Genomic DNA, 25684 nt, shown 5'->3' with positions numbered 1-25684 from the left:
GTGTGTGCGCCCAGGGTGCGGATCTGTTCGATGAGGCTGGTGGGGATGTTGGAGGCGCCGGTTCCCGCCATGCGCAGCGTCGACAGGTCGTGGGCGGGCCGCTGGGGGTGGTTGAGCAGCGAGAGGAACACCGTCGGTGCGCCGGTGAGCACCGAGACCCGGTCGCGCTCGATCCGCTGCAGGATCCGGGCGGCGTCGAACACCGGCTCCGGCAGCACCGTGGCGCCGGTCAAGAGGCAGGCCACGAAGCCGGCTTTGTAGCCGAAGGTGTGGAAGAACGGGTTGACGAGCAGGTAGCGGTCGCCGGACTGGAGGGTCACCGTGCGGGCCCAGTCGCGGGAGGCCCGTACGACCTGTCCGTGTTGGCCGATGACGCCCTTGGGGCGGCCCGTGGTGCCGGAGGTGAACAGCAGGTCGCTGGGTGCGTCGGGGGTGACGGCCGCGGCTCGTTGGTGGCGTTGGTGGGTGGTGATGGCGTCGCCGGAGGCGAGGAAGGTGGTCCATTCGGCGTCGTCGTGCAGGGCCACTATCCGTTGAAGGGCGGGGGGTTGGTGGCCGTGGGTGAGTTCGGTGCGGTAGTCGCGGCCGAGGAAGTCGTGTTCGGTGAGCAGGATGCGGGCGCGTGCCCGGTGCAGGATGTCGGCGGCTTCCGTGGCGCGGTAGCGGGTGTTGACGGGGACGAGGACGCCGCCGGCGGTGAGCGTGCCGAGTGCGGCGATGGCCCATCGGTCGCTGTTGGAGGCCCAGATGCCGACGGACTCACCCGGGCGCAGGCCCTGTGCCATCAGGGCTCGCGCGGCCTGGTCCACCTGGTCGCGCAGGGTGCGGAACGTCCAGGTGGTGTCGCGGAATGTGAGGGCCTCCGCGTCGCCGTGGGCGTCGGCTGCCCAGTCGGCGAGGTGGGCCAAGGTGTGCGGGCCGCCCATGTGTTGTCGTCCTCCCGGTCGCCGTCGCAGTGCAGAGCATCAGAGGGTCGGAGCGTGGCACGGGAGAGGGGGCAGGCGTAGGGACCGTTCCCGGTGGGTGGGAACGGGTCGGGTCGCGTCGACGTCGAGTTAACTGGAGAAGGTATCTCCGGTTTGGTGCTACGGTGGGTTCAGTAAACGGAGATGGCATCTCCACTTGAGCTTTCGTGGTCGGAGAAGTCAGCAACCCGTAGGGGCCCGTAGGGGAGAGGGAAGCCAGCCATGAAAGAGCCAGCCATGAAGAAGCCGGCCAGGAACACCACCGCACCGCGCGCGCTGATCGTCGGCATGGGCATCGGCGGTCTCGCCGCCGCGATGCGCCTGCACGAGATCGGCTGGGAACCCGTCATCGCCGAACGCGCCCCCGGCCGCCGCGCCGCCGGATACTTCGTCGGCCTCTTCGAGACCGGCCGCGCCACCGCGCTGCGCATGGGCGTCCTGGACGCCATCGGCAACCGCGCTGCCCAGGACGGCATCACCTACGACGTCGAGCGCAACGGCCGCCGCCGTCCCGGCATGGGCTACGGCGACCTGCCCGGCGGCCCCCGCCTCGTCCTCCGCGGCGACATCGAGGCCGCCCTGTACGACACCGTCGTGCCGCGCACCGAGATCCGCTACGGCACCACGCCCACCGCCCTCGACGAACACCCCGACGGCGTCGATGTCACGCTCCGCGCCACCACCGGCGACGATGACGTCCCGGAGACCACCGAGCGCTTCGACCTCGTGGTCGGCGCCGACGGCCTGCGCTCCACGGTGCGCCGCCTGGCCTTCGGCCCGGACACCCGGTTCATGCGGCCGCTGCGTCACATCATCGCCGCCACCGTCATCAAGGAACCGGTGCCCGGCTACCGCCCCCAGGACGGCGTCGTCCTGGCCGAACCGGGGCGCTCGGTGTGGACGTTCCCGTTCGCGGACCACCAGCCCGGCCTGCTGTTCAACTACCGCACCGACGACGAGGACGCCCAGTTCCGCCGCCCGCCCATCGACTCCCTGCGCGCCGCCTTCGGCCCGGAGCCGACCGGACCCGTCCTGGAACACCTCCTCCAGCAGTTCGAGCAGGCCGACGACCACCTCTTCGACTCCGTCCACCAGGTCGAGATGGATACCTGGCACACCGACCGCGTCGTCCTCCTCGGCGATGCCGCCTGGTGTCTGACCCTCTACTCCGGCATGGGCGCCTCCACCGCGATGGCCGGCGCCGACCTCCTGGGCACTCTCCTCCAGCGCAATCCCGGCAACACCCCACGCGCGCTGCGCGAATGGGACCAGAAGCTGCGCCCCTTCATGGACATCCAGCAGAGGTCCGGCCGCACGATGGGTCTGACGATGTTCGTCCCGCAGACCCGCAAGGACAAGGCGATGCGCACCGCGATGCAGAAGGCGCTGACCAACCGCGTCGGGAAGAAGGCCATGTCGGCGCTGATGGCGAAGGCGTTCCGGGAGAAGTCGATCGACATAGCCGCCGTCTGACCACGGCGCCCCGCAGCCTCACACATCAACTCCCTTAATGCTTGGCCGAGTTGTGGACCTGACAGGAGTGGGTGTCTCCCGTACGCGGCGGGTCCGAAGCGCTCGACCTCGGCACGGAATGCCTCTTCGGCGGCCGAGCGCTTCCGCGCGGAGTTGCGCGCGACGGACTCACGCCCGCGACGGACTCACGCCGATGGGGCGGGGGCGCAGGCCTGGCTGAGGGTCAGTCCCTTGGTCTCGGGGGCGAGGCGGTGCGAGACGATGCCGCCGATGAGGCTGATGGCGGCCGCCAGGAGCATCGTCACCGAGGTGCCGAGGCTGTCGACGGAGAGCGGCAGGAGGAAGGTACCGGCCGCGGCGCCGACGCGGGAGACGGCGGTGGCGAAGCCCACACCCGCGCCGCGGATCTCGGTGGGGAACACCTCACCCGGATACACCCCGGCCAGTGCCGTGGAAGCGGCGTTGACCAGGGAGAAGACGAGGAAGCAGACCAGGACCAGGGCGGCGGAGGTGTGCGAGAAGAAGGCGACGACGACCAGGGCGACGGTGGAGATCCAGAACGGCGGGATGCCCAGCTTGCGCCGTCCCACGCGTTCGACGAGCAGCACGGAGACCATCGACCCGACGACCACGAGCCCGTTGATCGCCAGCGCGCCGGACAGTCCGTCCTTGATGCCGAGGTGCTCCAGGACGGTCGGGGCGAAGGCGCCGATGGCGAAGTACGGGGTGACGTTGCAGACCCAGAAGACGCTGACGAAGATCGTGGCCTTGCGGTACTCGGGGGAGAACAGCCGGCCGAAGCCGCCCGCGGTGCGGGTTGTCGAGGCAAGGAGGTCGCGCTGGTCCTCCTCCTCCAGGTACTCCTCGGCCAGCGCCGTGGCCTCCTCGGTCCTGCCCTTGCTCATCAGCCAGCGCGGTGACTCGGGGGTGCCGAGGCGGAGCAGCAGGACGATGACGGTCGGGACGGTGCTGAGCCCGAGGATGACGGTCCAGCTGACGGACGTCGACGCGATCAGGGCGTAGCCGGCCGCGTAGGAGATGAGGTAGCCGACGTACCAGGCGACTTCTTGTACGGCGAGCAGCCGGCCGCGCAGGCGGGCGGGTGCGAACTCGGCGAGCAGCGGCCAGCCGATCGAGTAGTCGGCGCCGATCGCCAGTCCCATGACGAGGCGGACCACGACGAGCTGCCACGCCTCCGTCACGAAGAACTGGGCCACGGAGCAGACCAGGAACAGCGCGAGGTCGATGGTGAACATCGATTTGCGGCCGAACCGGTCGGCCAGATATCCGCCGATCGGGCCGCCGAGGAAGATGCCGAGCAGCGCGGCCGCGGCGATCAGGCCCTCGCCGACGGACGACAGGCCCAGGTCCTTCGATATCGCCGGCATCACGACGCCCGTGCTGCCGAGGATGAACCCGTCGATGAACATGCCGCCCGCGATGACCACGCTCAGCTTGGTCAGGAAGCGGCGCTTCTTCGTCGACAGGGAGGGTGGCGGCAGATCGCCCGCGGGGACGGGTCGGGTACTGGTCTCGGTCACGGTGGTGCCTCGTTCCGGGATCGTCAGTGCGGCGCCGAGCAGCGCCGGCGCGTCTTTTGCAGAGTGATGGGGGGCGTGACAAAGGCCGCTGGCGCCCTGGAAATCGGGTGGGGCGGCAGCGGCCGCGGGGAGGAACCTTACGTCAGCCCGCTACCGGTTGTCGGGGCGGCCCCGCCGTGGGCTCCGCTCTGCACCTGTTGAGTCGGCCGGGTGTGCTGCTCGGTGTCCTGACATGCCCGGGTGGCCCGCGCCACGGCTCATCGCACGACTTCTTGCACGACTTCTCGCACGGCTTATTGCACGGTCACGAGCCGCAGCAGCCTCCGCCCGCGCCCTGCTCGGCCTCGGCGGGGGTGTCGTAGAGTCCCGCGCCGCCGCACACGCCGGTCTCGGGGAGGGTGAGTTCGACGCGGTCGGCGGAGTCGGTGTCACCGGCGAGCGCGGCGACGACCGAGCGGACCTGCTCGTAGCCGGTCATGGCGAGGAAGGTCGGCGCGCGGCCGTAGGACTTCATGCCGACGAGGTAGACGCCCTGTTCCGGGTGGGACAGCTCGCGGTGGCCGTGTGGGTACACCGTGCCGCAGGAGTGCTGGTTGGGGTCGATGAGCGGGGCCAGTGCGACCGGGGCCTCCAGGCGCTCGTCGAGGCCGAGGCGGATCTCGGAGAGGTGGGAGAGGCCGGGCCGGAAGCCGGTGAGCACGATCACCTCGTCGACCGGGTCGAGGCGGCGCCCGTCCTCGGCGACCAGGACCAGGCGCCCTTCGGCCGTCCGCTCCATGGCGGCCGTGCGGAAGCCGGTGGCCGCGTCCGCGTGCCCGGCGTCCACGGCCGCCTTCGCCGCGAGGCCGAGAGCCCCGCGCGCGGGGAGCTGGTCGGCCTCGCCGCCGCCGAAGGTGGAGCCGGAGATGCCGCGCCGCAGGACCCACACGCCCTTGGTGCCCGCGCCGTCGTCCGCCCCGGCGAGGTCGGCCAGCGTGGCGAGCGCGGTGAACGCCGACGCACCGGAGCCGATGACGGCGGTGCGCCGGCCCGCGTAACGGGCCCGTACGGCAGGGTCCTTGAGGTTGGGAACCCGGTAGGAGACATGGTCGGCCGCGGCGCGCTCGCCGAGGGCGGGCAGTCCGTCGGCGCCGGCGGGGGAGGGGGTGGTCCAGGTGCCGGAGGCGTCGATGACGGCGCGGGCGAAGAGCCGCTCCTCGCGGCCGTCGGCGTGCGCGACATGGATGACGAAGGGCTGGGCCCCGCGGTCGGCGTCGACGACGCGGTCGCGGCCGGAGCGGGAGACGCCGGTGACGGTGGCGCCGGTGCGGACCTTGTCGCCGAGGACGTCGGCGAGCGGCTGGAGGTAGTCGTCCGCCCAGTCACCGCCGGACGGGTACCCGCCGGCGTCCGGCTTCGCCCAGCCGGTCGGCGCGAGGAGCTTCTCGGCGGCCGGGTCGACGAGCTCGCCCCAGGTGGAGAAGAGGCGCACGTGCGACCACTCGCGCACGGCCGCCGCGGCCGTCGGCCCGGCTTCCAGGACGAGCGGCTCGATGCCCCGGTCGACGAGGTGGGCCGCGGCGGCGAGACCGATGGGCCCGGCTCCGATCACGACGACGGGCAGTTCGGCGGTGGCAGGCGTGTTCACGATCGACTCCCCGTTGATTCGACGTCTGTCGATGGCTTGGGCGGCCAGCATGGCACCTGTTTCGATGGCCGTCAACATAGACATTCGTCGAATTAGACCGACTGTCGCCGGGGGTGGGCGACGCTCTCCGCGCTCTCGCTCTCCCCGTGCTGCTTCGACGCATGTCAACATAGACGTATGTCGAACGCGAAGGTGTTGCCGCTGCTCGAGCCCGCCGACGAAGGTGCCGCGCCGTGCTGCCCGCCGCTGACCGAGCGGCCCTTCTCCCCGGAGGAGGCGGAGACCGCCGCCCGCATGTTCAAGGCGCTCGGCGATCCGGTGCGGCTGCGGCTCTTCTCGCTCGTCGCCTCGCACGAGGGCGGGGAGGCGTGCGTCTGCGACATCTCGGACGTCGGGGTGTCGCAGCCGACGGTCTCCCACCACCTGAAGAAGCTCAAGGAGGCCGGCCTGCTCGCCTCCGAGCGGCGCGGCACGTGGGTGTACTACCGGGTCGAGCCGTCGGTGCTGGCGGCCATGGGGCAGCTGCTGACGGTGCGTTCCGTGGCGTGACCGGCACGCCCTACAGCGTGGTCAGCGAGGTGGGGGCGTACTTCCTGCGCCGGGCCAGCGCCACGTAGACGAGTCCGATCAGTACCGGGACCTCGATGAGCGGGCCGACGACCCCGGCCAGCGCCTGCCCGGAGGTGACGCCGAAGGTGGCGATGCAGACGGCGATGGCCAGTTCGAAGTTGTTGCCGGCCGCCGTGAACGCGAGGGTCACCGTGCGGTCGTAGGTCATGCCGAGCGCCTTGCCCAGCGCGAAGGTTCCGAAGAACATGATCGCGAAGTAGGCCAGCAGCGGGACCGCGATGCGCACGACGTCCAGCGGCTGCGAGGTGATCGCGTCACCTTGCAGTGCGAAGAGGATGACGATCGTGAAGAGCAGGCCGTACAGCGCCCAAGGTCCGATCCGCGGAAGGAAGTTGGACTCGTACGTCTCGCGGCCCAGCTTCTTCTCGCCGACGCGGCGGGTGAGGAAGCCGGCGAGCAGCGGGATGCCGAGGAAGACGATGACGTTCAGGGCGACGTGCCAGACGGGGACGTCCAGGCCCTGGCCGTCGCCGAGGCCCAGCCACTGCGGCAGCAGGTCGAGGTAGAACCAGCCGAGCAGGCTGAACGCGATGACCTGGAAGACCGAGTTGAGGGCGACGAGGACGGCGGCGGCCTCGCGGTCGCCGCAGGCCAGGTCGTTCCAGATGATGACCATGGCGATGCAGCGGGCCAGGCCGACGATGATGAGCCCCGTGCGGTACTCGGGCAGGTCGGGAAGGAAGGTCCACGCCAGGGCGAACATCACGGCGGGGCCGACGATCCAGTTGATGACCAGCGACGACACCATCAGCTTCTTGTCGCCGGTGACCGTGTCCAGCCTGTCGTAGCGGACCTTGGCGAGCACCGGGTACATCATCACGAGCAGGCCGATCGCGATGGGCAGTGAGATGCCGCCGATCTCGACCTTCGACAGCGCGTCCCCCAGGCCGGGGATCAGCCGGCCGAGGCCGAGCCCGACGCCCATGGCGAGCAGGATCCACACGGCGAGGTAGCGGTCGAGGGTCGACAGCTTCGCGACGACCGAGGCCTCCTCGGTCGTCGCGGTGGTGGCGGGTGTGTCGGTGCGGGTCACGGGCAGGCCCTCTTGTTGTCGGCGGCGGCGCGGGCGGTCTCGGCCAGGTCGGCGAACTGGCCGGCCAGCCTGGCGATGACGTCCGGGCGCAGCTTGTAGTACGTGAAGCGGCCGCACGGCTCGGTGTCCACGACCCCCGCCTCGCGCAGCACCTTCAGGTGGTTGGAGAGGTTGGTCTGGCGTGCGCCGGTCTCCTCCACGAGGTGTGTGGTGCACAGGGTCTCGTGGGCGAGCAGGTTCACGATCTTGAGCCTGAGCGGGTCGGCCAGTACCCGGATCAGGTCAGTGTCGACTGACGTCATCATGGACTGATACTTTCACATCATTCTGGACTGACACCAGTTCACGCTGATTCCAGCTAAGGAAGACCTCATGCCCACGTCCCCGTCCGCGCCGCGCGCCTCCGTGCTCTTCGTCTGCGTCCACAACGCGGGCCGCTCCCAGATGGCCGCCGGATTCCTCGACCACCTCGCGGGCGACCGCGTCGAGGTCCGTTCCGCCGGCTCGGTCCCCGGTGACCGGGTCAACCCGGCGGCGGTCGAGGCGATGAAGGAGGCGGGCGTCGACATCTCCGCCGCCACCCCCAAGGTCCTGACCACCGAGGCCGTGCAGGCGTCCGACTACGTCATCACCATGGGCTGCGGCGACGCCTGCCCGGTCTTCCCCGGCAAGAAGTACCTCGACTGGTCCCTGGAGGACCCGGCCGGCCAGGGCGTCGTGGCCGTCCGCCCGATCCGCGACGAGATCAGGACCCGCGTCGAGTCCCTGATCGCCGAGATCGACGCGGGGCGGGAGACGTGAGCGCGGACGGCCGCGACTCCCGCGTAACCTCCTCCTGTGTCAGCCTCCCGCCCCCACCGCGTCGCCGTCCTCGTACTGGAGGGCGCGAAGCCGCTCGACGTCGGGATTCCCGCGCAGGTGTTCACGACCCGCGCGAGCATGCCGTACGAGGTGCGGGTGTGCGGGGCGGCGTCCGGGCTCGTGACCGGCGGCGACGGTCTCGCGTACGCGGTGTCCCACGGCCTCGAAGCGCTCGCGTGGGCCGACATCGTCTTCGTGCCCGGCTACCGGTTCCCGGACCGTGAGGACCCGCCGCGGGCCGTCGTCGACGCGCTGCTCGCCGCGCACGAGCGGGGCGCGCGGCTCGCCGCCATCTCGACCGGCGCCTTCGCGCTCGCCGCCACGGGACTGCTCGACGGCAGGCGCGCCACGACGCACTGGCACTACACGCGCGCCCTCGCGGCCAGGTACCCGGACGTCCAGGTCGACGAGAACGTGCTGTTCGTCGACGAGGGCAGCGTGCTCACCTCCGCCGGCGCCGCCTCCGGCATCGACCTGTGCCTGCACATCCTGCGCGGCGACCTCGGCGTGGCCGCGTCCAACCACGCCGCCCGCCGCCTGGTCGCCGCCCCCTACCGCAGCGGAGGGCAGGCCCAGTACGTGCCGCGCAGCGTCCCCGAACCGCTCGGTGAACGGTTCGCCGCCACCCGTGAATGGGCGCTGCACCGGCTCGACGAACCCCTCACCCTCGACACCCTGGCGCGACAGGCCGGGGTGTCACCGCGCACCTTCTCGCGACGCTTCGTCGACGAGACCGGATACACGCCCATGCAGTGGGTGATGCGCGCCCGCATCGACCTGGCCCGCGAACTGCTGGAGCGCTCGCAGCGCAGCGTCGAACAGATCGCCGCCGACGTCGGGCTCGGCAGCGGCGCGAACCTGCGCCTGCACTTCCAGCGCATCCTCGGCACCACACCGAGCGAGTACCGGCGCACCTTCACGCCGGGCGAGTGACACCCCGAGCAACCGTTGGCGGCATCCTTGCGAACCCTGGCGATCCCGCCACTGTCGGCGCCGCGAGCCGCGCGCGAGCCTGGTGGGGAACGGAAGGGACACCATTCATGACTCGCATCGCCATCAACGGATTCGGCCGCATCGGACGCAATGTGCTGCGCGCCCTGCTGGAGCGCGACAGTGACCTAGAGGTCGTCGCCGTCAACGACCTCACCGAGCCCGCCACGCTCGCCCGGCTGCTCGCCTACGACAGCACCGCGGGACGCCTCGGGCGCCCGGTGACCGCGGACGGGGACACCCTCGTCGTCGACGGCCGACGGATCAAGGTGCTGGCCGAGCGCGAGCCGGGGCAGCTGCCGTGGGCCGAACTCGGCGTGGACATCGTCCTGGAGGCCACCGGCCGCTTCACCTCGGCCAAGGCCGCCCGTGCCCACCTGGACGCGGGCGCGAAGAAGGTGCTCGTCAGCGCCCCCTCGGACGGCGCCGACGTCACGCTCGCGTACGGCGTCAACACCGACGCGTACGACCCGGCCGTGCACACGATCGTCTCGAACGCCTCCTGCACCACCAACGCGCTCGCCCCGCTGGCCTCGGTCCTCGACGAACTCGCCGGTATCGAGCACGGGTTCATGACGACGGTGCACGCCTACACGCAGGAGCAGAACCTGCAGGACGGCCCGCACCGCGACGCCCGCCGCGCCCGCGCCGCCGGGATCAACATCGTGCCGACCACGACCGGCGCCGCCAAGGCGATCGGCCTGGTCCTCCCGAACCTCGACGGCAGGCTGTCGGGCGACTCGATCCGCGTCCCCGTACCGGTGGGCTCGATCGTCGAACTCAACACGACCGTCGCCCGCGACGTCACGCGCGACGAGGTGCTGGCCGCCTACCGCACCGCGGCCGACGGCCCGCTCGCCGGCGTCCTCGAGTACTCCGAGGACCCGCTGGTGTCCTCCGACATCGTGGGCAACCCCGCCTCGTCGATCTTCGACTCGGCCCTCACCCGCGTCGACGGCCGCCACATCAAGGTGGTCGCCTGGTACGACAACGAGTGGGGCTTCTCGAACCGAGTGATCGACACGCTCGGACTTCTCGCCGCCCGCTGATCCTCTACGCGGGCCGGGGCCCGGCCGCGCGACGCAGCCGGTTGGCGATCGCGAGGCCGAGCCCCTCCTGCGCAGGCAGCGACGCGAGGATCAGGTCGCAGCCCTTCTCGTCGAGTTCGCGCAGGTAGCCGTAGAGGCCGCGCGCGTAGGCGTCCAGCGAGACGGGGACGGAGACCACGGCGTGCGCCCGCACCGTCCCCGGAGCGTCGGCGAGCGAGGACGGCAGGAACACGCCCACCCGGTGGCCGAGTTCGTGCGCGCGCCGCGTCTCGGCGACGAGCTCGTCCGGGTCGACGAGGACGACGCGCGCGTTCGGCGCGTAGTGCGAGGGATGCTGGCCGGGTACCCGCACCTCGCTGGTGGAGGGCACGTCGAGGGGGCGCCCCAGCGCCTGTTCGAGGTCCTCGCGCGTCACCCCGCCCGGCCGCAGAATGCTCAACGACTCGCTCGTGGCATCGACGATGGTCGACTCGACGCCGACCTCGCAGGGGCCGCCGTCGAGGACGAAGTCGACGCCGTCACCGAGCTCGGCGCGGACGTGGTCGGCGGTCGTCGGGCTGACCGAACCGAACCGGTTGGCGGACGGGGCCGCGATGCCGCCGCCGAAGGCGTTGAGCAGCTCCAGTGCGACGGGGTGGTCGGGCACGCGCAGCGCCACCGTCTCCAGGCCGCCGGTGGTGTCGAGGGGCACCCGGCCGCCGCGCCGCAGGACCAGCGTGAGCGGTCCCGGCCAGAAGCGCTCCGCGAGCAGGCGCGCCGCCTCGGGCACGTCCTCGGCCCAGTCGGCCAGGTGCTCGGCGCCGCCGATGTGGACGATCAGCGGATGGTTGGGCGGGCGGCCCTTGGTCTGGAAGATGCGTGCGACGGCGGCGGGGTCCTCGGCGTCGGCGCCCAGGCCGTAGACGGTCTCCGTCGGGAGGGCCACCAGACCGCCGGCGCGCAGCACGCCGACCGCCTTGTCGATGTCGATGTCGCCGATGGGCGCGGAGCCGGTGTCACGGGCGGGTGCCGTCACCCTCGCGTTGTCCTTCACTGTGGTGCGCTTCTTTCGATGGGGCGGGTTCAGCGTGCGGAGGTGGCGGTCGCGCTCAGGCCGTGGGAGGCGACCAACTGCGCGGTGCCGTCGGCCAGTCGGTAGGACAGGCCCACCACGGCGAGGCGCCCGGCGGCCACCTGCTCGGACAGCACACGGGAACGGTCGAGCAGCAGGTCGACGGTGTGCCGTATGTGCTCGTGGAGGATCTCCTCGTCCCGACCGCGGCCCGCGGCGCGGGCCGCGAGCACGCTCGGCGTCACCCGCTCGACGACATCGCGCACGAAGCCGGCCGGCGCCCTGCCGCCGTCGGCGGCGTCCTTGGCGGCGGCGATCGCCCCGCACGAGTCATGGCCGAGGACCACGACCAGCGGGCAGCCCAGCACGCTCACCCCGTACTCGATGCTGCCCAGCACCTCCGAACCGACCACGTGCCCGGCCGTGCGGACCACGAACATGTCGCCGAGCCCCTGGTCGAAGATGATCTCGGCGGCCAGCCGGGAGTCGGAGCACCCGAACAGCACCGCGAAGGGGTTCTGTCCGGGCGCGGTCTCGGTGCGGCGCGCGGCGTCCTGATTGGGGTGTCCCGGTGTCCCGGTGACGAACCGCTGGTTGCCGTCCAGCAGCGTCGCGAAGGCTTCGTCGGGAGTCGGGTTCAGCATCTCGGTCACGACGGCAGGCTACGACCCGACTCCCGGAACCGTGCAGGCAGGTCCCGCCTCAGGCTTTGTCCTGCATGCTGCTGCGCGCCGGATTGGCCTGCTCCCCGGCCTTGGGGTCCTTCTCGCCGGCCTTGGCCCGCACCCCCTGTTCGATGCGCTTGCCGATCGACGGGTCGATGTTGGACCAGTACTCGAAGGCCCGCACGAGCACCGGCTCGCTCACGTCGTTGAGCAGGTGGCCGACGACGTTGTCCACGAGGCGGTCGCGCGCGGCGTCGTCGAGGACCTCGCGCACCATGGTGCCCGCCTGGCCCCAGTCGTCGTCCTCGGCGTGGTCGACGTACGCGGCGCGGGTGATGTCGCCGTCCGCGTACCAGCTGGGCGGTGTGCCGTAGCGGTCCGTGTCGGCCGCCGGGCCGCCCTTGGAGTTCGGCGCGTACACCGGGTCCTCGGCCTTCCGGTAGGCCATGGCCCCGTCCTTGGAGTACGTGTGCAGGGGCGCGACCGGCGCGTTGACGGGCAGCTGCTGGTAGTTGCCGCCGATGCGGTGGCGGTGCGCGTCGGCGTAGGAGAAGAGCCGCGCGAGGAGCATCCGGTCGGGGCTGGGGCCGATCCCCGGGACCAGGTTGTTGGGCTGGAACGCGGCCTGTTCGATCTCCGCGTGGTTGTCCGTCGGATTGCGGTCCAGCGTCATCTTGCCGACCTCGACCAGCGGGTAGTCGGCGTGCGGCCACACCTTGGTCAGGTCGAACGGGTTGAAGCGGTAGTCGGCCGCTTCGTCGTACGGCATGACCTGCACGTACAGGGTCCAGCTGGGGTACTCCCCGTCGCGGATGTGCTCGAAGAGATCCCTGGTGTGGTAGTCCGTGTCGGCCGCACACATCTGGTCGCCCTCGTGCTGGGTGAAGTACTCGACGCCCTGGTCGGTCTTGAAGTGGTACTTCACCCAGAACCGCTCGCCCTGCGCGTTGATCCACATGTACGTGTGCGAGGTGTAGCCGTTCATGTGGCGCCAGGAACGCGGGATGCCCCGGTCGCCCATCAGCCAGGTGACCTGGTGCGCGGACTCGGGCGAGAGCGTCCAGAAGTCCCACTGCATGTCGTGGTCGCGGAGGTTGTTGTCCGCGCGGCGCTTCTGGGACCGGATGAAGTGCTGGAACTTCATCGGGTCCTTCACGAAGAAGACCGGGGTGTTGTTCCCGACCATGTCGTAGTTGCCCTCGGAGGTGTAGAACTTCACCGCGAAGCCGCGGGGGTCGCGCCAGGTGTCCGGGCTCCCGCGCTCGCCGGCGACCGTGGAGAACCGGGTCACCAGCTCGGTCCGCGTCCCGGGCTGGAACACCGCGGCTTTCGTGTAGGGACTGACGTCCGCGGTGACCTGGAAGTGGCCGAAGGCGCCGCTGCCCTTGGCGTGCGGCTGCCGCTCCGGGATCCGCTCCCGGTTGAACTGCGCCATCTGCTCGATCAGATAGGAGTCCTGCAAGAGGATCGGGCCACCGGCGCCGACCGTGAGCGAGTGCTCGTCGCTTTCGACCGGAACGCCGGCGTCCGTGGTGGTCGCTTTGGCTGTGTCGTCACTCATGGGCTACGCGTGCCTTTCGACGGGTTCGCTAAACGCCGTGGGGCCCTGCGGGTGTGGCCTGAAGGGGAGGAGTCGGGCGGAGCCGCCTCCGGAATGGCACACCTGGCACACCGACGACATCACCCACCATGCTGCGGCCTCTCGGCGGACACGGCCATTCGGAGCCCGACGTCGACAAGCGAAGGGCCCCGCCTGTGGGACGTCAGCGCGCCGCCCCGACCTCGACCCCGGTGCGTGGTTCGGAGACCCGGGCTCCCGGGACGGCCGCCAGCAGCTCCCGTGTGTACGCGTGCCGCGGCGAGCGGAACACCTCCTCGACCGGGCCGGTCTCGACCACGAGTCCTGCCTTCATCACCGTGACGTCGTGCGCGATCAGACGTACGACGCCGAGGTCGTGGGTCACGAACACATAGCTGAGCCCGAACTCGGCCTGCAGATCGACCAGCAGTTGCAGGATCTGCGCCTGCACCGACACGTCGAGCGCGCTCACCGCCTCGTCGAGCACGAGGATCTCGGGGTTCACCGCGAGCGCCCGCGCGATCGCGACCCGCTGCCGCTGACCGCCGGAGAGCTCGCCGGGCAGCCGGTGCAGATGGCTCTCGTCCAGCGCCACCGCCGTCAGCAGCTCGACCACCCGGGCCGTCCGCTCCCGCTTGCTCGTCGCGAGGCCGAAGGCGCGCAGCGGCTCGGCGATGAGCTTGCCGACGGTGAGCCGCGGGTCGAGCGAGGTGAACGGGTTCTGGAACACGAACTGCAGATCCCGGCGGACCTCCCGCAACCGCCTGCGATCCAGGCCGGTCAGCTCCCGGTCGCCGATGTGCACCGTGCCGCTGTCGGCCGAGGTGAACCGGACCAGGACACTCGCCAGCGTCGACTTGCCCGCCCCGGACTCGCCGACGATCGCGTGGGTGGTGCCCTTGCGTACGACGAGGTCGGCCCCGCCCAGCGCCCGCAGCTGCCGACTCCCGCCCCGGCCGCCGTGCAACCGGTACGCCTTGGTGAGCGCGCTCGCCCGCAGGACCGGCGGCGCGGCGGCCGGCACCGATCGCGCGCCCGACGTCGGCTCGAGTCGCTCCGCGTGCCGCGCGGGAGCCGCGTCGAGCAGCCGCCGGGTGTAGGCGTGGGTGGTGTGGTCCAGGACCTGGCGCACCGGGCCCTCCTCCACGATCCGGCCGTCCTGCATGACCAGGATCCGGTCCGAGCGGTCCAGCGCGACTCCGAGGTCGTGGGTGACCAGAAGAATGCCGATGCCCAGTTCCTCGCGCAGCCGTACCAGGTGGTCGAGGATCGTCTTCTGGACGGTCACGTCGAGCGCGCTGGTGGGCTCGTCGGCCACGATGATCTCCGGCTTGCCCGCCAACGCGATCGCGATGAGCACACGCTGCTTCATGCCACCGCTGAGCTCGTGCGGGTACTGATGGAAGACCTGCTCGACGTCCTTGAGGCCCGCGGTGCGCAGGCTGTCCAGCGCGGCCTCCCGGTACTGGGCCGCGCTCTGTGCCGTGGGCGCGTTGAACCGGACCGCCTCGATCACCTGGCGGCCGATCCGCTTGACCGGGTTGAGCGAGGTGTTGGGGTCCTGGGGGATGAAGCCCACGTAGTTGCCCCGCACCCGCGCCATGCGCTGGTCGCTCCAGCCGGTGACGTCGACGCCGGAGTAGCGGATCGAGCCGGACCGGATCCGCGCGGAGGCGGGAAGCAGCCCGAGCGCGCCCTGGACCAGGGTCGTCTTGCCGGATCCCGACTCTCCGACGAGCGAGACGAACTCGCCCGGATCCACCCGCAGTTGGGCCCCCCGGACGGCCGGTGTCCACAGGCGGCGCCCGGTGCGGTAGTCGATCGCGAGGTCGGTGATCCGCAGCAGCGGATCCTGCTCCTCACCGGGCGGGGCGGGCGCGTCGGTCATCGGTGGTGCTCCTTCCGGTACGAGGTACTGATGCGGTGGGTCGCGATGACGACCAGCGCGAGCGCGAGACCCGGCATGATCGAGGCCCAGGGGTGGACCGCCACGTAGTCGCGGCCCTCGGCCACCAGCAGGCCCCACTCCGGCTGCGGCGGCGGTGCGCCGTAGCCGAGGAAGCCGAGCGAGGCGACCGCGAGCACGGCCGTTCCCACTTCGAGCGCCGCCAGCGCGATCACCGAGTTCAGCGAGTTGGGGACGATGTGCCGGACCAGCACCCGCAGCCGGCCGCCCCCGAGGCCGTAGGCCGCCTTCACGTAGTCCTGGGTGACGACGGAGAGCACCTGGGCCCGCATCACCCGCGCGAACGACGCGATGGAGGAGATGCCGACGGCGAGGGCGATGTTCTGCGTGGAGTAGCCGAGGACGGAGACCACCACCATCGCCAGCAGCAGACTGGGGATCGCCAGGAACACGTCGACCACCCGCATGACGGCGGTGTCGACGAGGCCGCCGCCGAAGCCGGCGATCAGCCCGAGGACCGTGCCGATGCCGAAGGCCACGAGGACGGCCAGCAGGGTCGCGGTCAGGGTGGTGTGCGCGCCGTACACGGTGCGGGCGAACAGGTCCCGGCCCAGCCGGTCGGTGCCGAACCAGTGCTCCGCGCCAGGCGGTGCGAAACTCGCGGCGGTGTCACCGGAGTTGGGGCCGTAGGAGGTGAACAGGCCGGGGGCGACGGCCCAGCCGATCACGAGCAGCACGACGACCCACGAGAGGACGAGGAACGGCTGCTGCGCGAGCTCACCGAGGCGCCTGACGAGCGGGCCCGCCGGTCCCGGCCGGGCGGGGGCGGCGAGTTGGACGGTCATCACTTTCCTCCTCCGGCCGCCAGGGGCGGGCCGACGGCGAGCGAGGCCCGCAGTCGCGGATCCAGCAGCGGGTAGATCAGGTCGACGATCAGGTTGATCACCGCGAAGGTGGCCGCCACGACCACGACGATGCCCTGCACCAGCGGTACGTCCAGCGTGTTGATCGCGGCCTGCGTCATCCGGCCGATGCCCTCGCGGGCGAAGACGGTCTCGGTGATGACCGACCCGGCGATCAGGTTGCCGAACGTGATGCCGGCGATGGTGAGCGCCGGCAGGCTGGCGTTGCGGAAGACGTCGCGGACGACGATGCCGCTACGGGTGGCCCCCTTCGCCCAGCTCGTCGTCACGTACCCGGAGCGGAACTCGGTGGCGAAGCTGCGCACGAGGAGCTGGGCGATCGGCCCGAGCACCGGGATGGCCAGCGTGATCACCGGCAGGACCAGGCTCCTCGCCCCGCCCTCGCCGAAGGCCGGGAACCAGCCCAGCTGGAACGAGAAGATCTGCAGCATCAGGATGCCGGAGAGGAAGACCGGCACCGAGACCGCGCCCGACGGCAGCGCCTCGACGAGGTTGCGCACCCAGGCCCGGCGGGTCGAGGTCGCGACGAGCGCGATCACGAAGGCGACGAGCAGCGCCAGGGCGAGGGCGCCGGACGCGAGGACGAGGGTGCTCGGCAGCACGTCGGCGATCGTGGCGGTGACCCCGCGGCCCGACTGCACCGAGTTGCCGAAGTCACCGGTCAGCGCGTGCCCCAGGCGGGCGAGGTACTGCAGGAGCACCGGCTTGTTGAAGCCGTAGCTGTCCGCCACCTGCTCGCGGACCTTCGGGGTGATGGTGTTGAGTTCGGCGGGGTCGAAGAGCAGATCCACCGGGTTGGCCGGCAGGACGAACAGCAGGACGAAGGTGAGGGTGAAGGCGGCCCAGACGACGAACACGGCCCGTCCGACCTTCAGCGCGAGGTAGCGCAGCACGTCGCTCACTTCCCCTTGCTCTTCCAGGTGTTGACGAAGTGGTTGCGCGACTGCGCGTCGAAGATGATCCCGTGGACGTAGTCCGCCTGGGCGATCACCTGCGAGGGGTTGTAGACCGGGTTCACCAGCGCGTACTTGTCGAGCAGGAGGTCCTGCGCCGCCTTGGCGTACCGCTTGCGCTTGTCCGGGTCCAGGGTGAGTTCGAGTTTGCCCAGCGTCTTGGTGACCTCGTCGGCGTCCACTCCGGTCGAGTCCTTGCTGACGTAGGAGACGTTGCCGAGCTCCGGGTTGTACTGGAGGTTGAGGGCCGCCGGGTCGTTGCGCGAGCGGTTGCTCGCGGTGACGTTCCAGTCGTCCTTCGCCTTGGCGAGGTTGGCCGAGTAGTCCGGGATCGGGACGACGGTGAGCCGCAGGTCGATGCCCACCTTCTTGAGGTCCTGCTGGATCGCCTCGTAGGCCGGCTTGTTCACCACGAGGTTGTTGATGCCGAGCAGCTTGACCACGAGCTTCTTGCCGTCCTTGACGCGGATTCCGTCCCGGCCCACCTTCCAGCCGGCGTCGTCGAGGAGCTTCTTGGCCTTCTGAGGGGCGTACTTCAGGACCGAGCCGCTGTAGTCCTGGTATCCGTGGACCGACGGTTCGAGGATCGAGGTCGCCACCGAGTAGGAGTCGGTGAGCACCGTCTTCTTGAGCGCGTCCCGGTTCCAGCCGAGCTGGATCGCCTTGCGCACCGCCAGGTCATTGGTGGGGAACAGACCGGAGTTGAGGTTGAAGACGATGGGGGTGCCGGACACCGCCCTGTGGGTGATCCTGAATCCCTGCTCGGCCAGTGGCTTCTCGTCCGTGGTGCCCACGTCGAGCGTGGCGTCGAGCCTGCCGGACTCCAGCGAGCCGGTCCGGACGCTGGCCTCCGGGATCGTGTTGAACACCAGCTTGTTCAGATACGCCTCGCCGCGGTGCTTCAGAGCCGGCGGGGACCAGGCGTAGCCCTTGCGTCTGGTCAGGACGGTGCTCACCTGCGGCTTCCACGACCGGTACACGAACGGGCCGGTGCCGATCACCTTGGTCGCGTCCGTCCGCTGTTTCGCGCTGAGCTTCAGCGTCGAGGGCGACAGGAAGCCGGGCCCCGCGTTGGCCGTGAACGACGAGGCCTGGAGGAAGCTCGCGAGGGGCTTCTTGAAGCGGATGACGGCCGTGTGCTCGTCGGGAGTCCGCGTCTCGATGTAACCGGGCAGCAGGGGCGCGCCGTTGGGGAGGATCCCCAGCTTCCGGTCGCCGCGCACGTACTGGTCGAAGTTGGCCTTGACCGCCTCCGAGTCGAACGGGGTGCCGTCGCTGAACGTGACGTCGGAGCGCAGGTGGAAGGTGAACTCGGTCAGGTCCTTGTTGTACTCCCACGACTTCGCAAGCCACGGCGTGATCTTCCCGGTGTCCGGGTCCTGCCAGGTCAGCTTGTCGGTGATGTTGTCGCCGATGAGGGACTCGGCGTAGTTGGTGCCCCATTGCGGGTCCGGGCTGCGCTGGTAGTCGATCAGCGCGAACTGGAGGGTGCCGCCGCGGACGGGTGTGCCGTCACCGGCGGCCGGGCCACCGGAGTCGTCGCCGCGCGCGAGGGCGAGCCCGCTCGCGGCGACGAGGACGACGGCGACGGCGCCCGCGGCCCAGGGCCATTTCTTGCGCCGCGGAGCGGCACGCTCGATGGAAGTGCGAAGGTCGGACATGGCGTTACCTCGTGAGGGGTGGGCGGACGGTGGTGGCTTGCCGAGGTCGGGGGAGGCCGTATCGCTCGCGGAGCGTGGGGGCCGGGTAGTCCTTCTGGAACAGTCCGCGTTCCTGGAGGATCGGAACGACCAGCCTGGTGAAGTTCTCGAAGTCGACTGCGGTGTCGGCGGGCATGACGGTGAAGCCGTCGGCCGCTCCGGCGCGGAACCAGTCCTCCAGGTCGTCCGCGATCCGTGCGGGGGAGCCGACCAGGAGGCGGTGACCGGATCCACCGGCCGAGCGGTGGACCAACTCCCTTGGAGTCATGGGGCGTTCGGCGATCAGCGCACGCGTCGACTCGCTGAAGCCGACGGAGAACGCTGCCTGGGGTGGAGCGTCCGGCAGGTCGTCGACCGTGATGACGTCGTCGGGTCCGAACGCGTCCGCGGGCAGACCGAGGTCGGCGATGACGGCCGCGGCGAGTGTCTCCAACGGGAGGGTCCCGTGCAGTTCCCGCTCACGGCGCCGGGCCTCCTCCTCGGTCTCGGACACGAGGACGACCACGCCGAGCGAGATCTTGACGTCGTCCGGCCGACGTCCGGCAGCCGCGGCGCGCCGCCGGATGTCCTGGCGGAACGCGACCGCCTTCGGCCGGGTCTGGGCCACGGTGAAGACGACATCGGCGAACTCGCCCGCGAGTCCCAGGCCGCCCTCCGAGCCTCCGGCCTGGACGATCACGGGTCGGCCCTGCGGACCCGCGGGTACCGGCAGGGGGCCGCGTACGGAGAAGAACTCGCCGTGGTGGTCGATGGCATGGATCAGGTTCACGTCGGCGTATCTGCCGCTCGCCCTGTCGCCGACGACGGCACCCGGCTCCCACGCGTCCCACAGCCGTGTCACCACGTCGAGGAACTCGTGGGCCCGGCGGTAACGGGTCTCCTTGTCCAGATGCCTGTCCAGACCGAAGTTGGCCGCGGCGGCGGGAGTCGCGGTGGTCACGATGTTGACCGCGGCACGTCCCCTGCTCACATGGTCGAGCGCGTTGAACCGACGGGCCAGGTTGTAGGGCGAGTTGTACGTCGTCGAGCTGGTGATGACGAAGCCGAGACGGTCCGTGCTCCCGGACAGATGGGCCAGCAGGATCAGCGGGTCGAGCCCGGTGCCCGGCGCGTTCTCGATGCCCGGCCCCAGGGCGGGACCGTCGCCGAGGAAGACGGCGTCGATGCTCGCGTCCTCGGCGGCCCGCGCGAGTCGCTCGAAGTGGCCGATGTCCAGGTGGGCCCGGGGATCGACGTGGGGCAGCCGCCAGGCCTGCCGGAAGTGCCCGGGAGTCAGCAGCGAGAGGTTGAGGTGAAAGCCCGTCATGACGGGTCCGGGAGCGGGCGCCAGCCGAGCAGCGGCGCGACCTCCTGCGCGGTGGCGGCGAGCAACCGGAGATGCTCGTCGAACGCGGGCACACCAGGGACGAAGTTGACGAGCAGGTCGGTGACCCCCGCGAGGGACGGGTCGGCGGCCAGGGACTCGGCGAGCGCCTCGGCGGGCCCGAGCAGCGACCGGTCGCGCTCCAGGTACTCCTGAACGCCGAGCTCGGCGACATCACGGCGCTTCGAGGCCCATGACTGCCAGCGGTGCACACCAGGTGTGACGGCGTGGACCGCAGTGGCCCGGTCGGGGTGCGGATAGACCGCGCGGGAGATCTGGACGCGCGGCTCGTACCCCGCCCCGGCCGCGGCCTCGCGGTACGTGGCGACGATGTCGGCCTGCTGCCGCGTGTCCTGCCGGCCGGACCAGTCGCCGGCCCGGGAGAGCTGCAGCCCGTCACCGGCCCTGGCGGCGGCGACGGCCGAGTCGACGGCCCGCGTCGGCTCGCTCGTCGTCGCCTGCCACAGCCGCTGCCGCACGCCCGCACCCGGTGGATGAAGCGATTCACCAGCAGTGTTGACCGGGCGTCCTTCGAGGGTCCCGTGCAGTGCGGCCACGCTCTCGTCGAACAGCCGGTGCCTGTCGTCGAGGCTGCGGCCGAACGCCTCCCATGCGGTGGGGAACGGCCCTGACCCGACGCCGAGTTCGAGCCGTCCGCCACTGAGCTCGTCGAGCACGGCCGCGTCCTCGGCGACGGCCAGGGGGTCGGCGAGCGGCAGGATGAACACGCCGGTGCCGAGCCGGATCCGGCTGGTGTGCTCGGCGATCGCGGCCAGCAGGACGAGCGGGGCGGAGACATGCTCGTTCCCCTGGCGGAAGTGACGGTGAATCACCCAGCCCGAGTCGTAACCGAGTTGCTCGGCGGCCACGAACAGCTCGATGGCCTGGCGGTACGCCTCGGCGGGAGTGAGGTCGGAGTCGAGGTGCAGCAGAAAGGCGAGCCGGAAGGGTCGGCCGTCCGGCACTCCCGCTCCGATGGCGGGGGTCAGGGATGCCATGAATCGATGTCCGTTCGAGAGTTGAGGGGACAACGCGGGGATGTGGACGCGCCCGCGGCGCGGCGGATCACAACGACGGGATGCGGCACCGGGTCGTACGCGCCAGGCACTCAACTAGGCGGCGCGCAGCACCACTTCAGGGGCCGTCGGTGTATCCGTACAGAAAGGGCCCGGACGGCCGGAGGCCGCGGGCCGCGGCATGGATCATGCCGCGAGGTTCATCAACAACTCGCGCTGGAAACCCTCAGCAGGTCGACGCAGCGTTCGCTGGTCAGCAGGGGGTCCAGGAGGTTCATGGGCACAGAGTCTGTGGCGGACCGGCGAACCTTGTCAACCATGTCCCGGGCCACGAACTCCGAGCTCCGGCACGGGGATGCGGCCGCGGTGGACGGCTCGGCCGGTGCGTCTGTTGCGGGCTCATGGCAAGGGTGTGTCAGGCCTCTTGCGGCGGCGGGGCGGTGCCGAAATCGCCGTTGACAAGGTCGATGGAGGCACCACAGACTCTGGGCCCATGAGCCGGGACCCGCTTCTCACCAGTGAGCGATGTGTCGACCTGCTCAGGGTTTCCAGCGCGCAGTGTTGATCCGGCCTTCCGGGCCGGCGCCGCACCTGTCATCGGGTGTCCTCACCGTCGGCCCTGACGCGGTCGATCGATAACGCCTTTCCTGGCGCCTCCCGCCTTCCGCCTTCCGCCTTCCCTCTGCCGGGATGTGTGCTGCCCCGGTGCGGCCCGGTGCGGCCTGGTGCGGCCGGCAGACCCCAAGGAGCCCTGTGTGAACCGGCGCTCCGTGAAGGGACAACAGCAGTGACACGACAGCTGCATCTCAACGTCAACATCCTCAACGCCGGTGTGTTCGGCGGCTCGTGGCGGCTGCCGGGATCGGACCCGCTGGCCAGCTACGGCATCGAGCACTACACGTCGATCGCGCGGAGGGCCGAGGCCGCGAAGCTCGACGCCGTGTTCCTCGCCGACGGCCCCGTGGTCGAACCGCACCTGCGCCACCGTCCCGGCAACAACCTCGAACCGACGACCGTGCTCGCGCGGATCGCCGCCGTCACCGAGCGCGTCGGACTGATCGGCACGCTCTCCTCGACGTACAACGATCCGGTCGAACTCGCCCGCCGGGTAGGTGACTTGGACGTTCTGTCGGGCGGCCGGGTCGGGTGGAACGTCGTCACCACCGCAGGGGCCGCGGCGGCCCGCAACTTCGGCAGGGACGAGGAGCCCGAGCACGCCTGGCGCTACCGGCGGGCGGAGGCGTTCGTCCACGACGTCGTCGACCGGTGGTCGCGGCGCACCCGCCCGGTGTCCCCGCAGGGCAGTCCCGTACTCGTACAGGCCGGGGGATCGGGGGACGGGCGGCGGCTCGCCTCCGCGGTGGGCGAGGTCATCTTCTCCGCCGACCAGGACCTCGCGCACGCCCGCGCCTTCCGTGCCGAGATCAGAGCGGGAGCGGTGGCCGCCGGGCGCCGCGCGGAGGACGTCGTCGTCCTTCCGGGCCTTTCGACCGTGCTCGGATCCACGGAGCGGGAGGCCCGCGAACGGCGCGAGCTGCTGGACGAGTTGCTGCCCGAGGTGTACGCGCGGCGGCGCCTAGAGGGCCAGCTCGGCTTCTCCCTGGAAGGCCTCGCGGCCGACGAACCGCTCCCGCGTGAACGGCTGGTCGAACCCGGCCGGGCAGGCGGCTCGCAGACCTTCTACCGGATCGTGAAGTCCATCATCGACCAGGAGAACCCGACCCTCGGCCAGCTGCTGCGCAGGCTCGGCGGAGGTGGCGGCCACCGCATCGTGGTGGGCACCCCGGAGCAGGTCGCCGACGACATCGAGCGGTGGTTCCGTGAGGGCGCCGCCGACGGCTTCAACGTGATGCCCGACGTCCTGCCCTCCGGGTTCGACGACTTCGTGGAACAGCTGGTCCCCGAACTGCGCCGCAGGGGCCTGTTCCGGCACGACTACACGGAATCGACGCTGCGTGGCCACCTCGGCCTCCCGGCGCGCGGCCTGCCGCGAGCACCACTCGCGTCGGCCGAACGCATTCCCCAGCCCAGGAAGCAGAGGACCGCATGACCGGATCCGTCATTCTCGGCCTGACGCCGGAGATCTCCCCGTCCGACGCGACTCCGCTGGCGGGGACCATCGAGTTCGTGCGGGCGGCCCACGCGGCAGGAGCGACCGCCGTCCGGCTGACGGACGGCAGTCGCGACGGGGCGCTCGACCCGACGGCCGTCGCCGCCTATCTGGCGGGGCTCCTCCCGGAGTTCCGATGGATCGCCGAGGCACCCACGTCCCGCAACGCGCCCTACAACCTCGCTCGTCGACTGCTGTCGCTCGACCGGGCCACCGACGGCCGCTCCGGTCTCGTGCTGCGGGCGGGCGACGGGGACGAGGTGAGCGACGTGGCGGTGCTGGAGCGGGATCCGGAGCGGGTGCCGGTGCCAGTGCCAGTGCCGGTGCCGGTGCCGGAGTCGAACGCCTCCGGCCGGTCCGCGCGGTGGGCCGAGTACGCGCGGGTGCTGACCGGCCTGTGGGAGACCTTCCCCGCCTCGGCCCTCCTCGGCGACCAGGCCACCGGGGTCTTCGCGGAGGACTCGCTGATCTCCCCGCTCGGTCACGAAGGGCGCTTCTACCGGGTGGCGGGACCGCTCGACGGCCCGACCTCACCGCAGGGCAGGCCTGTCCTCGTCGCGGACACGCGGGACACCCTGGACTGGGCGGACATCGCGGCGTCGGCCGACGTGCTCGTCGTCACCGAGGACCAGGCGCCCGCGGCGGCGGCGCGTCTCGCCGAGGCGTGCGCACGCGCCGGGCGCCGCCGAGCGGACCTGGCACTGCTCGGCCGGACCTCGCTGCCGTACAGCGTCAGCTCACCCGAGGAGACGGCGGCGGCACTGGCCGGCTGGACCGCACGCCACGGCCTCGACGGCCTCGAACTCGCCGCGCCCCACGAGCCCGAACGGCTGCTCGCCACACTCCCCGCGCTCGTGGCACGGCTTGAGCCCGCACCCGGAGACACCCTGCGCGCCGCCCTCGGCCTGCCCGAACCGATCGGAGCCGCCGCATGACGGAGACCCTGGATGGCGCGTCACCCGCCACCGCACCGGACCACCCCGGTGCCGCGGCGGCACCCACCGTCGCCGGCATCCGCGCCGCGATCGCCCCCGTACTCGCCGAGCTCGCCGCGACCGCGCGGCAGCGCGAGGGAACCCGGGACCACCCGTTCCCGCACGTCCGGGCGCTGGCCGAGGCGCGACTGCTCCTCATCGGCATCGCTGAGGAGGACGGCGGCGCGGGCGGCACTCTCCGCGATGTCGCCGAGGCGGTGATCGAGGTGGCCCGGGCCGACTCCAATGTCGCCCAGGCCCTACGCGCCAGCTTTCTGACCGCCCATCAGGTGGCCACGCGCCACGACCTCGCGAACCGGGAACTGAACCTGGAACGGCTGTGGCGTGCGGAGCTGTTCGCCGGGACCAGCAACGAGCGGACCGGCGGTGCGAGCGGTTCGGTGTCCGCGACGGTACGCAGACAGGGCGCGCGCCACGTGGTCAATGGCGTCAAGTACTACAGCACGGGCGGCCTGTACGCCGACTGGTTCAGCGGCACCGCCGTGGACGAGGACGGTTCCGTGGTCAGGTTCACCGTCCGCACCGACGGCGAGGGCGTCGAACTGCTCGACGACTTCGACGCGGTGGGCCAGCGGCTCACGGCGAGCGGCAGCACGCGGCTGACCGACGCGCCGCTGGCCGAGGGAGGGCTCGTACGGTTCCGCGAACAGGAGCCTCCGCACCCGTGGCAGGGGTCGTTCGCCCAGCTCTATCTGACGTGTGTCGAGGCGGGGATCGCCGCGTCGGCCCGCGATGACGCGGTGTGGTTCGGCCGGGAGAAGGCGCGCCCGATCAAGCACAGCACGGCCGACCGGAGCGTCGACGACCCGTATGTGCGGCACGCGGTGGGAAGGATCGCGGCCCGCGCGCACGCCGCCAGGTCCGCGGTGCTGCTCGCCGCCGAGGCGCTGGAGGCGGTCCGGCACGTGCCGCGGGTGGAGCTGCGTGCGGCAGGCGCCGCCGCTGCCGTCACGGTGGCCGAGGCGCAGTACGTAGCCGTCGAATCGGCCCTGGAAGCCGCGGAGTTGCTCTTCGACGTGGGGCAGGGATCGGCGACCAGCCGGGAGTACGCCCTGGACCGGCACTGGCGCAACGCGCGGACCGTGGCCAATCACAACCCACGGGACTGGAAGGCCGCCGTGGTCGGCGGCTACTACCTCGCGGCGGAGGAACCACCCACCAGCGGCCTGTTCTGAACGCGGCCCTATTACACGGCTGTCCCGAACTCCGGGTCGCTACAAGGTTGTTCGGCGCACCGCACATCACTACGAGCCG

General features: G+C 71.1%; 22 protein-coding genes. 8 read left to right on the top strand and 14 right to left on the bottom strand.

The window, feature by feature from the left end; all coding sequences use genetic code 11:
* Window positions 1–926 (bottom strand): AMP-binding protein (locus tag OKJ99_RS25455; protein WP_326019827.1); only part of this gene is annotated, 926 nt, incomplete at its 3' end.
* A gap of 261 nt (window positions 927–1187) precedes the next feature.
* Here OKJ99_RS25455 and OKJ99_RS25450 point away from each other — a divergent pair.
* Window positions 1188–2438, top strand: coding sequence for an FAD-dependent monooxygenase (locus OKJ99_RS25450; protein ID WP_326019825.1), 1251 nt, complete (start codon window positions 1188–1190; stop codon window positions 2436–2438).
* Window positions 2439–2623: 185 nt separating this feature from the next.
* On the opposite strand, the gene OKJ99_RS25445 is transcribed toward OKJ99_RS25450, so the two are convergent.
* The gene (locus OKJ99_RS25445) at window positions 2624–3979 is read right to left on the bottom strand and encodes an MFS transporter (protein WP_326019824.1); all 1356 of its coding nucleotides are present in this window, start codon (window positions 3977–3979) and stop codon (window positions 2624–2626) included.
* Between the two features lie 304 nt (window positions 3980–4283).
* The gene (locus OKJ99_RS25440; RefSeq protein ID WP_326019822.1) at window positions 4284–5606 is read right to left on the bottom strand and encodes an NAD(P)-binding domain-containing protein; all 1323 of its coding nucleotides are present in this window, start codon (window positions 5604–5606) and stop codon (window positions 4284–4286) included.
* Between the two features lie 177 nt (window positions 5607–5783).
* On the opposite strand from OKJ99_RS25440, the gene OKJ99_RS25435 reads away from it, so the two are divergent.
* A complete protein-coding gene (locus tag OKJ99_RS25435; RefSeq protein WP_326019820.1) occupies window positions 5784–6155 on the top strand; it encodes an ArsR/SmtB family transcription factor in 372 nt (123 codons plus the stop codon).
* Window positions 6156–6165: 10 nt separating this feature from the next.
* Here the strand turns inward: OKJ99_RS25435 and arsB are convergent, their stop codons facing one another.
* Both arsB and OKJ99_RS25425 read right to left on the bottom strand, forming a co-directional pair.
* Window positions 6166–7269 carry an ACR3 family arsenite efflux transporter gene (gene arsB / locus OKJ99_RS25430; protein WP_326019818.1) on the bottom strand — a complete coding sequence of 368 codons (1104 nt, stop codon included), beginning with the start codon at window positions 7267–7269 and terminating at the stop codon, window positions 6166–6168.
* Window positions 7266–7574, bottom strand: a complete 309-nt coding sequence (locus tag OKJ99_RS25425) for an ArsR/SmtB family transcription factor (RefSeq protein WP_326019817.1) — start codon at window positions 7572–7574, stop codon at window positions 7266–7268. Before OKJ99_RS25425 ends, arsB begins: the two co-directional genes overlap by 4 nt.
* A gap of 67 nt (window positions 7575–7641) precedes the next feature.
* On the opposite strand from OKJ99_RS25425, the gene OKJ99_RS25420 reads away from it, so the two are divergent.
* The 3 genes from OKJ99_RS25420 (at window position 7642) to gap (ending at window position 10169) form a co-directional block, all read left to right on the top strand.
* Entirely contained in the window at window positions 7642–8070 is a 429-nt protein-coding gene (locus OKJ99_RS25420) for an arsenate reductase ArsC (RefSeq protein WP_326019815.1), read from the top strand.
* 36 nt (window positions 8071–8106) lie between these two features.
* Complete coding sequence (locus tag OKJ99_RS25415) at window positions 8107–9063, top strand: GlxA family transcriptional regulator (RefSeq protein WP_326019814.1); 957 nt, start codon at window positions 8107–8109, stop codon at window positions 9061–9063.
* Window positions 9064–9170: 107 nt separating this feature from the next.
* Complete coding sequence (gap, locus tag OKJ99_RS25410; protein ID WP_326019812.1) at window positions 9171–10169, top strand: type I glyceraldehyde-3-phosphate dehydrogenase; 999 nt, start codon at window positions 9171–9173, stop codon at window positions 10167–10169.
* Window positions 10170–10173: 4 nt separating this feature from the next.
* Here the strand turns inward: gap and OKJ99_RS25405 are convergent, their stop codons facing one another.
* The 9 genes from OKJ99_RS25405 to OKJ99_RS25365 form a co-directional block, all read right to left on the bottom strand.
* Window positions 10174–11148, bottom strand: a complete 975-nt coding sequence (locus OKJ99_RS25405; RefSeq protein WP_326019836.1) for an L-threonylcarbamoyladenylate synthase — start codon at window positions 11146–11148, stop codon at window positions 10174–10176.
* Between the two features lie 83 nt (window positions 11149–11231).
* Window positions 11232–11864 carry a carbonic anhydrase gene (locus OKJ99_RS25400; RefSeq protein ID WP_407700760.1) on the bottom strand — a complete coding sequence of 211 codons (633 nt, stop codon included), beginning with the start codon at window positions 11862–11864 and terminating at the stop codon, window positions 11232–11234.
* A 58-nt stretch (window positions 11865–11922) separates the two neighbouring features.
* Complete coding sequence (locus OKJ99_RS25395) at window positions 11923–13446, bottom strand: catalase (RefSeq protein ID WP_326019810.1); 1524 nt, start codon at window positions 13444–13446, stop codon at window positions 11923–11925.
* Window positions 13447–13648: 202 nt separating this feature from the next.
* The gene (locus OKJ99_RS25390; protein ID WP_326019808.1) at window positions 13649–15352 is read right to left on the bottom strand and encodes an ABC transporter ATP-binding protein; all 1704 of its coding nucleotides are present in this window, start codon (window positions 15350–15352) and stop codon (window positions 13649–13651) included.
* A complete protein-coding gene (locus OKJ99_RS25385; protein ID WP_326019806.1) occupies window positions 15349–16215 on the bottom strand; it encodes an ABC transporter permease in 867 nt (288 codons plus the stop codon). The genes OKJ99_RS25390 and OKJ99_RS25385 overlap by 4 nt, the downstream gene beginning before the upstream one ends.
* Window positions 16215–17195, bottom strand: a complete 981-nt coding sequence (locus OKJ99_RS25380; RefSeq protein ID WP_326019804.1) for an ABC transporter permease — start codon at window positions 17193–17195, stop codon at window positions 16215–16217. The genes OKJ99_RS25385 and OKJ99_RS25380 overlap by 1 nt, the downstream gene beginning before the upstream one ends.
* A complete protein-coding gene (locus OKJ99_RS25375; RefSeq protein WP_326019803.1) occupies window positions 17192–18907 on the bottom strand; it encodes an ABC transporter substrate-binding protein in 1716 nt (571 codons plus the stop codon). Before OKJ99_RS25375 ends, OKJ99_RS25380 begins: the two co-directional genes overlap by 4 nt.
* A gap of 4 nt (window positions 18908–18911) precedes the next feature.
* Window positions 18912–20252 (bottom strand): NtaA/DmoA family FMN-dependent monooxygenase, encoded by a 1341-nt coding sequence (locus OKJ99_RS25370; protein ID WP_326019802.1) that lies wholly within the window; start codon window positions 20250–20252, stop codon window positions 18912–18914.
* On the bottom strand, window positions 20249–21307 hold the full coding sequence (locus OKJ99_RS25365) for an LLM class flavin-dependent oxidoreductase (RefSeq protein WP_326019800.1): 1059 nt from the start codon (window positions 21305–21307) through the stop codon (window positions 20249–20251). The genes OKJ99_RS25370 and OKJ99_RS25365 overlap by 4 nt, the downstream gene beginning before the upstream one ends.
* Window positions 21308–22112: 805 nt before the next feature.
* Here OKJ99_RS25365 and OKJ99_RS25360 point away from each other — a divergent pair.
* Genes OKJ99_RS25360 through OKJ99_RS25350 form a run of 3 tightly spaced genes read left to right on the top strand, consistent with a single transcriptional unit; the run spans window position 22113 to window position 25605 of the window.
* Window positions 22113–23375: an LLM class flavin-dependent oxidoreductase gene (locus OKJ99_RS25360; protein WP_326019799.1), complete on the top strand. Its 1263-nt coding sequence runs from the start codon at window positions 22113–22115 to the stop codon at window positions 23373–23375.
* Entirely contained in the window at window positions 23372–24370 is a 999-nt protein-coding gene (locus OKJ99_RS25355; protein WP_326019797.1) for an LLM class oxidoreductase, read from the top strand. The genes OKJ99_RS25360 and OKJ99_RS25355 overlap by 4 nt, the downstream gene beginning before the upstream one ends.
* Window positions 24367–25605 carry an acyl-CoA dehydrogenase family protein gene (locus tag OKJ99_RS25350; protein ID WP_326019795.1) on the top strand — a complete coding sequence of 413 codons (1239 nt, stop codon included), beginning with the start codon at window positions 24367–24369 and terminating at the stop codon, window positions 25603–25605. The genes OKJ99_RS25355 and OKJ99_RS25350 overlap by 4 nt, the downstream gene beginning before the upstream one ends.
* Window positions 25606–25684: the final 79 nt, after the last annotated feature.

It is taken from the genome of Streptomyces endophyticus (assembly GCF_035798155.1).
GTDB classification, from domain to species: Bacteria; Actinomycetota; Actinomycetes; order Streptomycetales; family Streptomycetaceae; genus Streptomyces; species Streptomyces endophyticus.
Note: the sequence above shows the minus strand (reverse complement) of the source record. Positions and strands in the feature narration are given on the sequence as shown.

Bases quoted from the DNA above. Each gene is read 5' to 3' on its own strand.
- OKJ99_RS25450 (WP_326019825.1), top strand. From the start codon at position 1,188: ATGAAAGAGCCAGCCATGAAGAAGCCGGCCAGGAACACCACCGCACCG.
- OKJ99_RS25435 (WP_326019820.1), top strand. From the start codon at position 5,784: ATGTCGAACGCGAAGGTGTTGCCGCTGCTCGAGCCCGCCGACGAAGGT.
- OKJ99_RS25425 (WP_326019817.1), bottom strand. From the start codon at position 7,574: ATGATGACGTCAGTCGACACTGACCTGATCCGGGTACTGGCCGACCCG.
- OKJ99_RS25420 (WP_326019815.1), top strand. From the start codon at position 7,642: ATGCCCACGTCCCCGTCCGCGCCGCGCGCCTCCGTGCTCTTCGTCTGC.
- gap (WP_326019812.1), top strand. From the start codon at position 9,171: ATGACTCGCATCGCCATCAACGGATTCGGCCGCATCGGACGCAATGTG.
- OKJ99_RS25400 (WP_407700760.1), bottom strand. From the start codon at position 11,864: ATGCTGAACCCGACTCCCGACGAAGCCTTCGCGACGCTGCTGGACGGC.
- OKJ99_RS25395 (WP_326019810.1), bottom strand. From the start codon at position 13,446: ATGAGTGACGACACAGCCAAAGCGACCACCACGGACGCCGGCGTTCCG.
- OKJ99_RS25390 (WP_326019808.1), bottom strand. From the start codon at position 15,352: ATGACCGACGCGCCCGCCCCGCCCGGTGAGGAGCAGGATCCGCTGCTG.
- OKJ99_RS25385 (WP_326019806.1), bottom strand. From the start codon at position 16,215: ATGACCGTCCAACTCGCCGCCCCCGCCCGGCCGGGACCGGCGGGCCCG.
- OKJ99_RS25375 (WP_326019803.1), bottom strand. From the start codon at position 18,907: ATGTCCGACCTTCGCACTTCCATCGAGCGTGCCGCTCCGCGGCGCAAG.
- OKJ99_RS25370 (WP_326019802.1), bottom strand. From the start codon at position 20,252: ATGACGGGCTTTCACCTCAACCTCTCGCTGCTGACTCCCGGGCACTTC.
- OKJ99_RS25365 (WP_326019800.1), bottom strand. From the start codon at position 21,307: ATGGCATCCCTGACCCCCGCCATCGGAGCGGGAGTGCCGGACGGCCGA.
- OKJ99_RS25355 (WP_326019797.1), top strand. From the start codon at position 23,372: ATGACCGGATCCGTCATTCTCGGCCTGACGCCGGAGATCTCCCCGTCC.
- OKJ99_RS25350 (WP_326019795.1), top strand. From the start codon at position 24,367: ATGACGGAGACCCTGGATGGCGCGTCACCCGCCACCGCACCGGACCAC.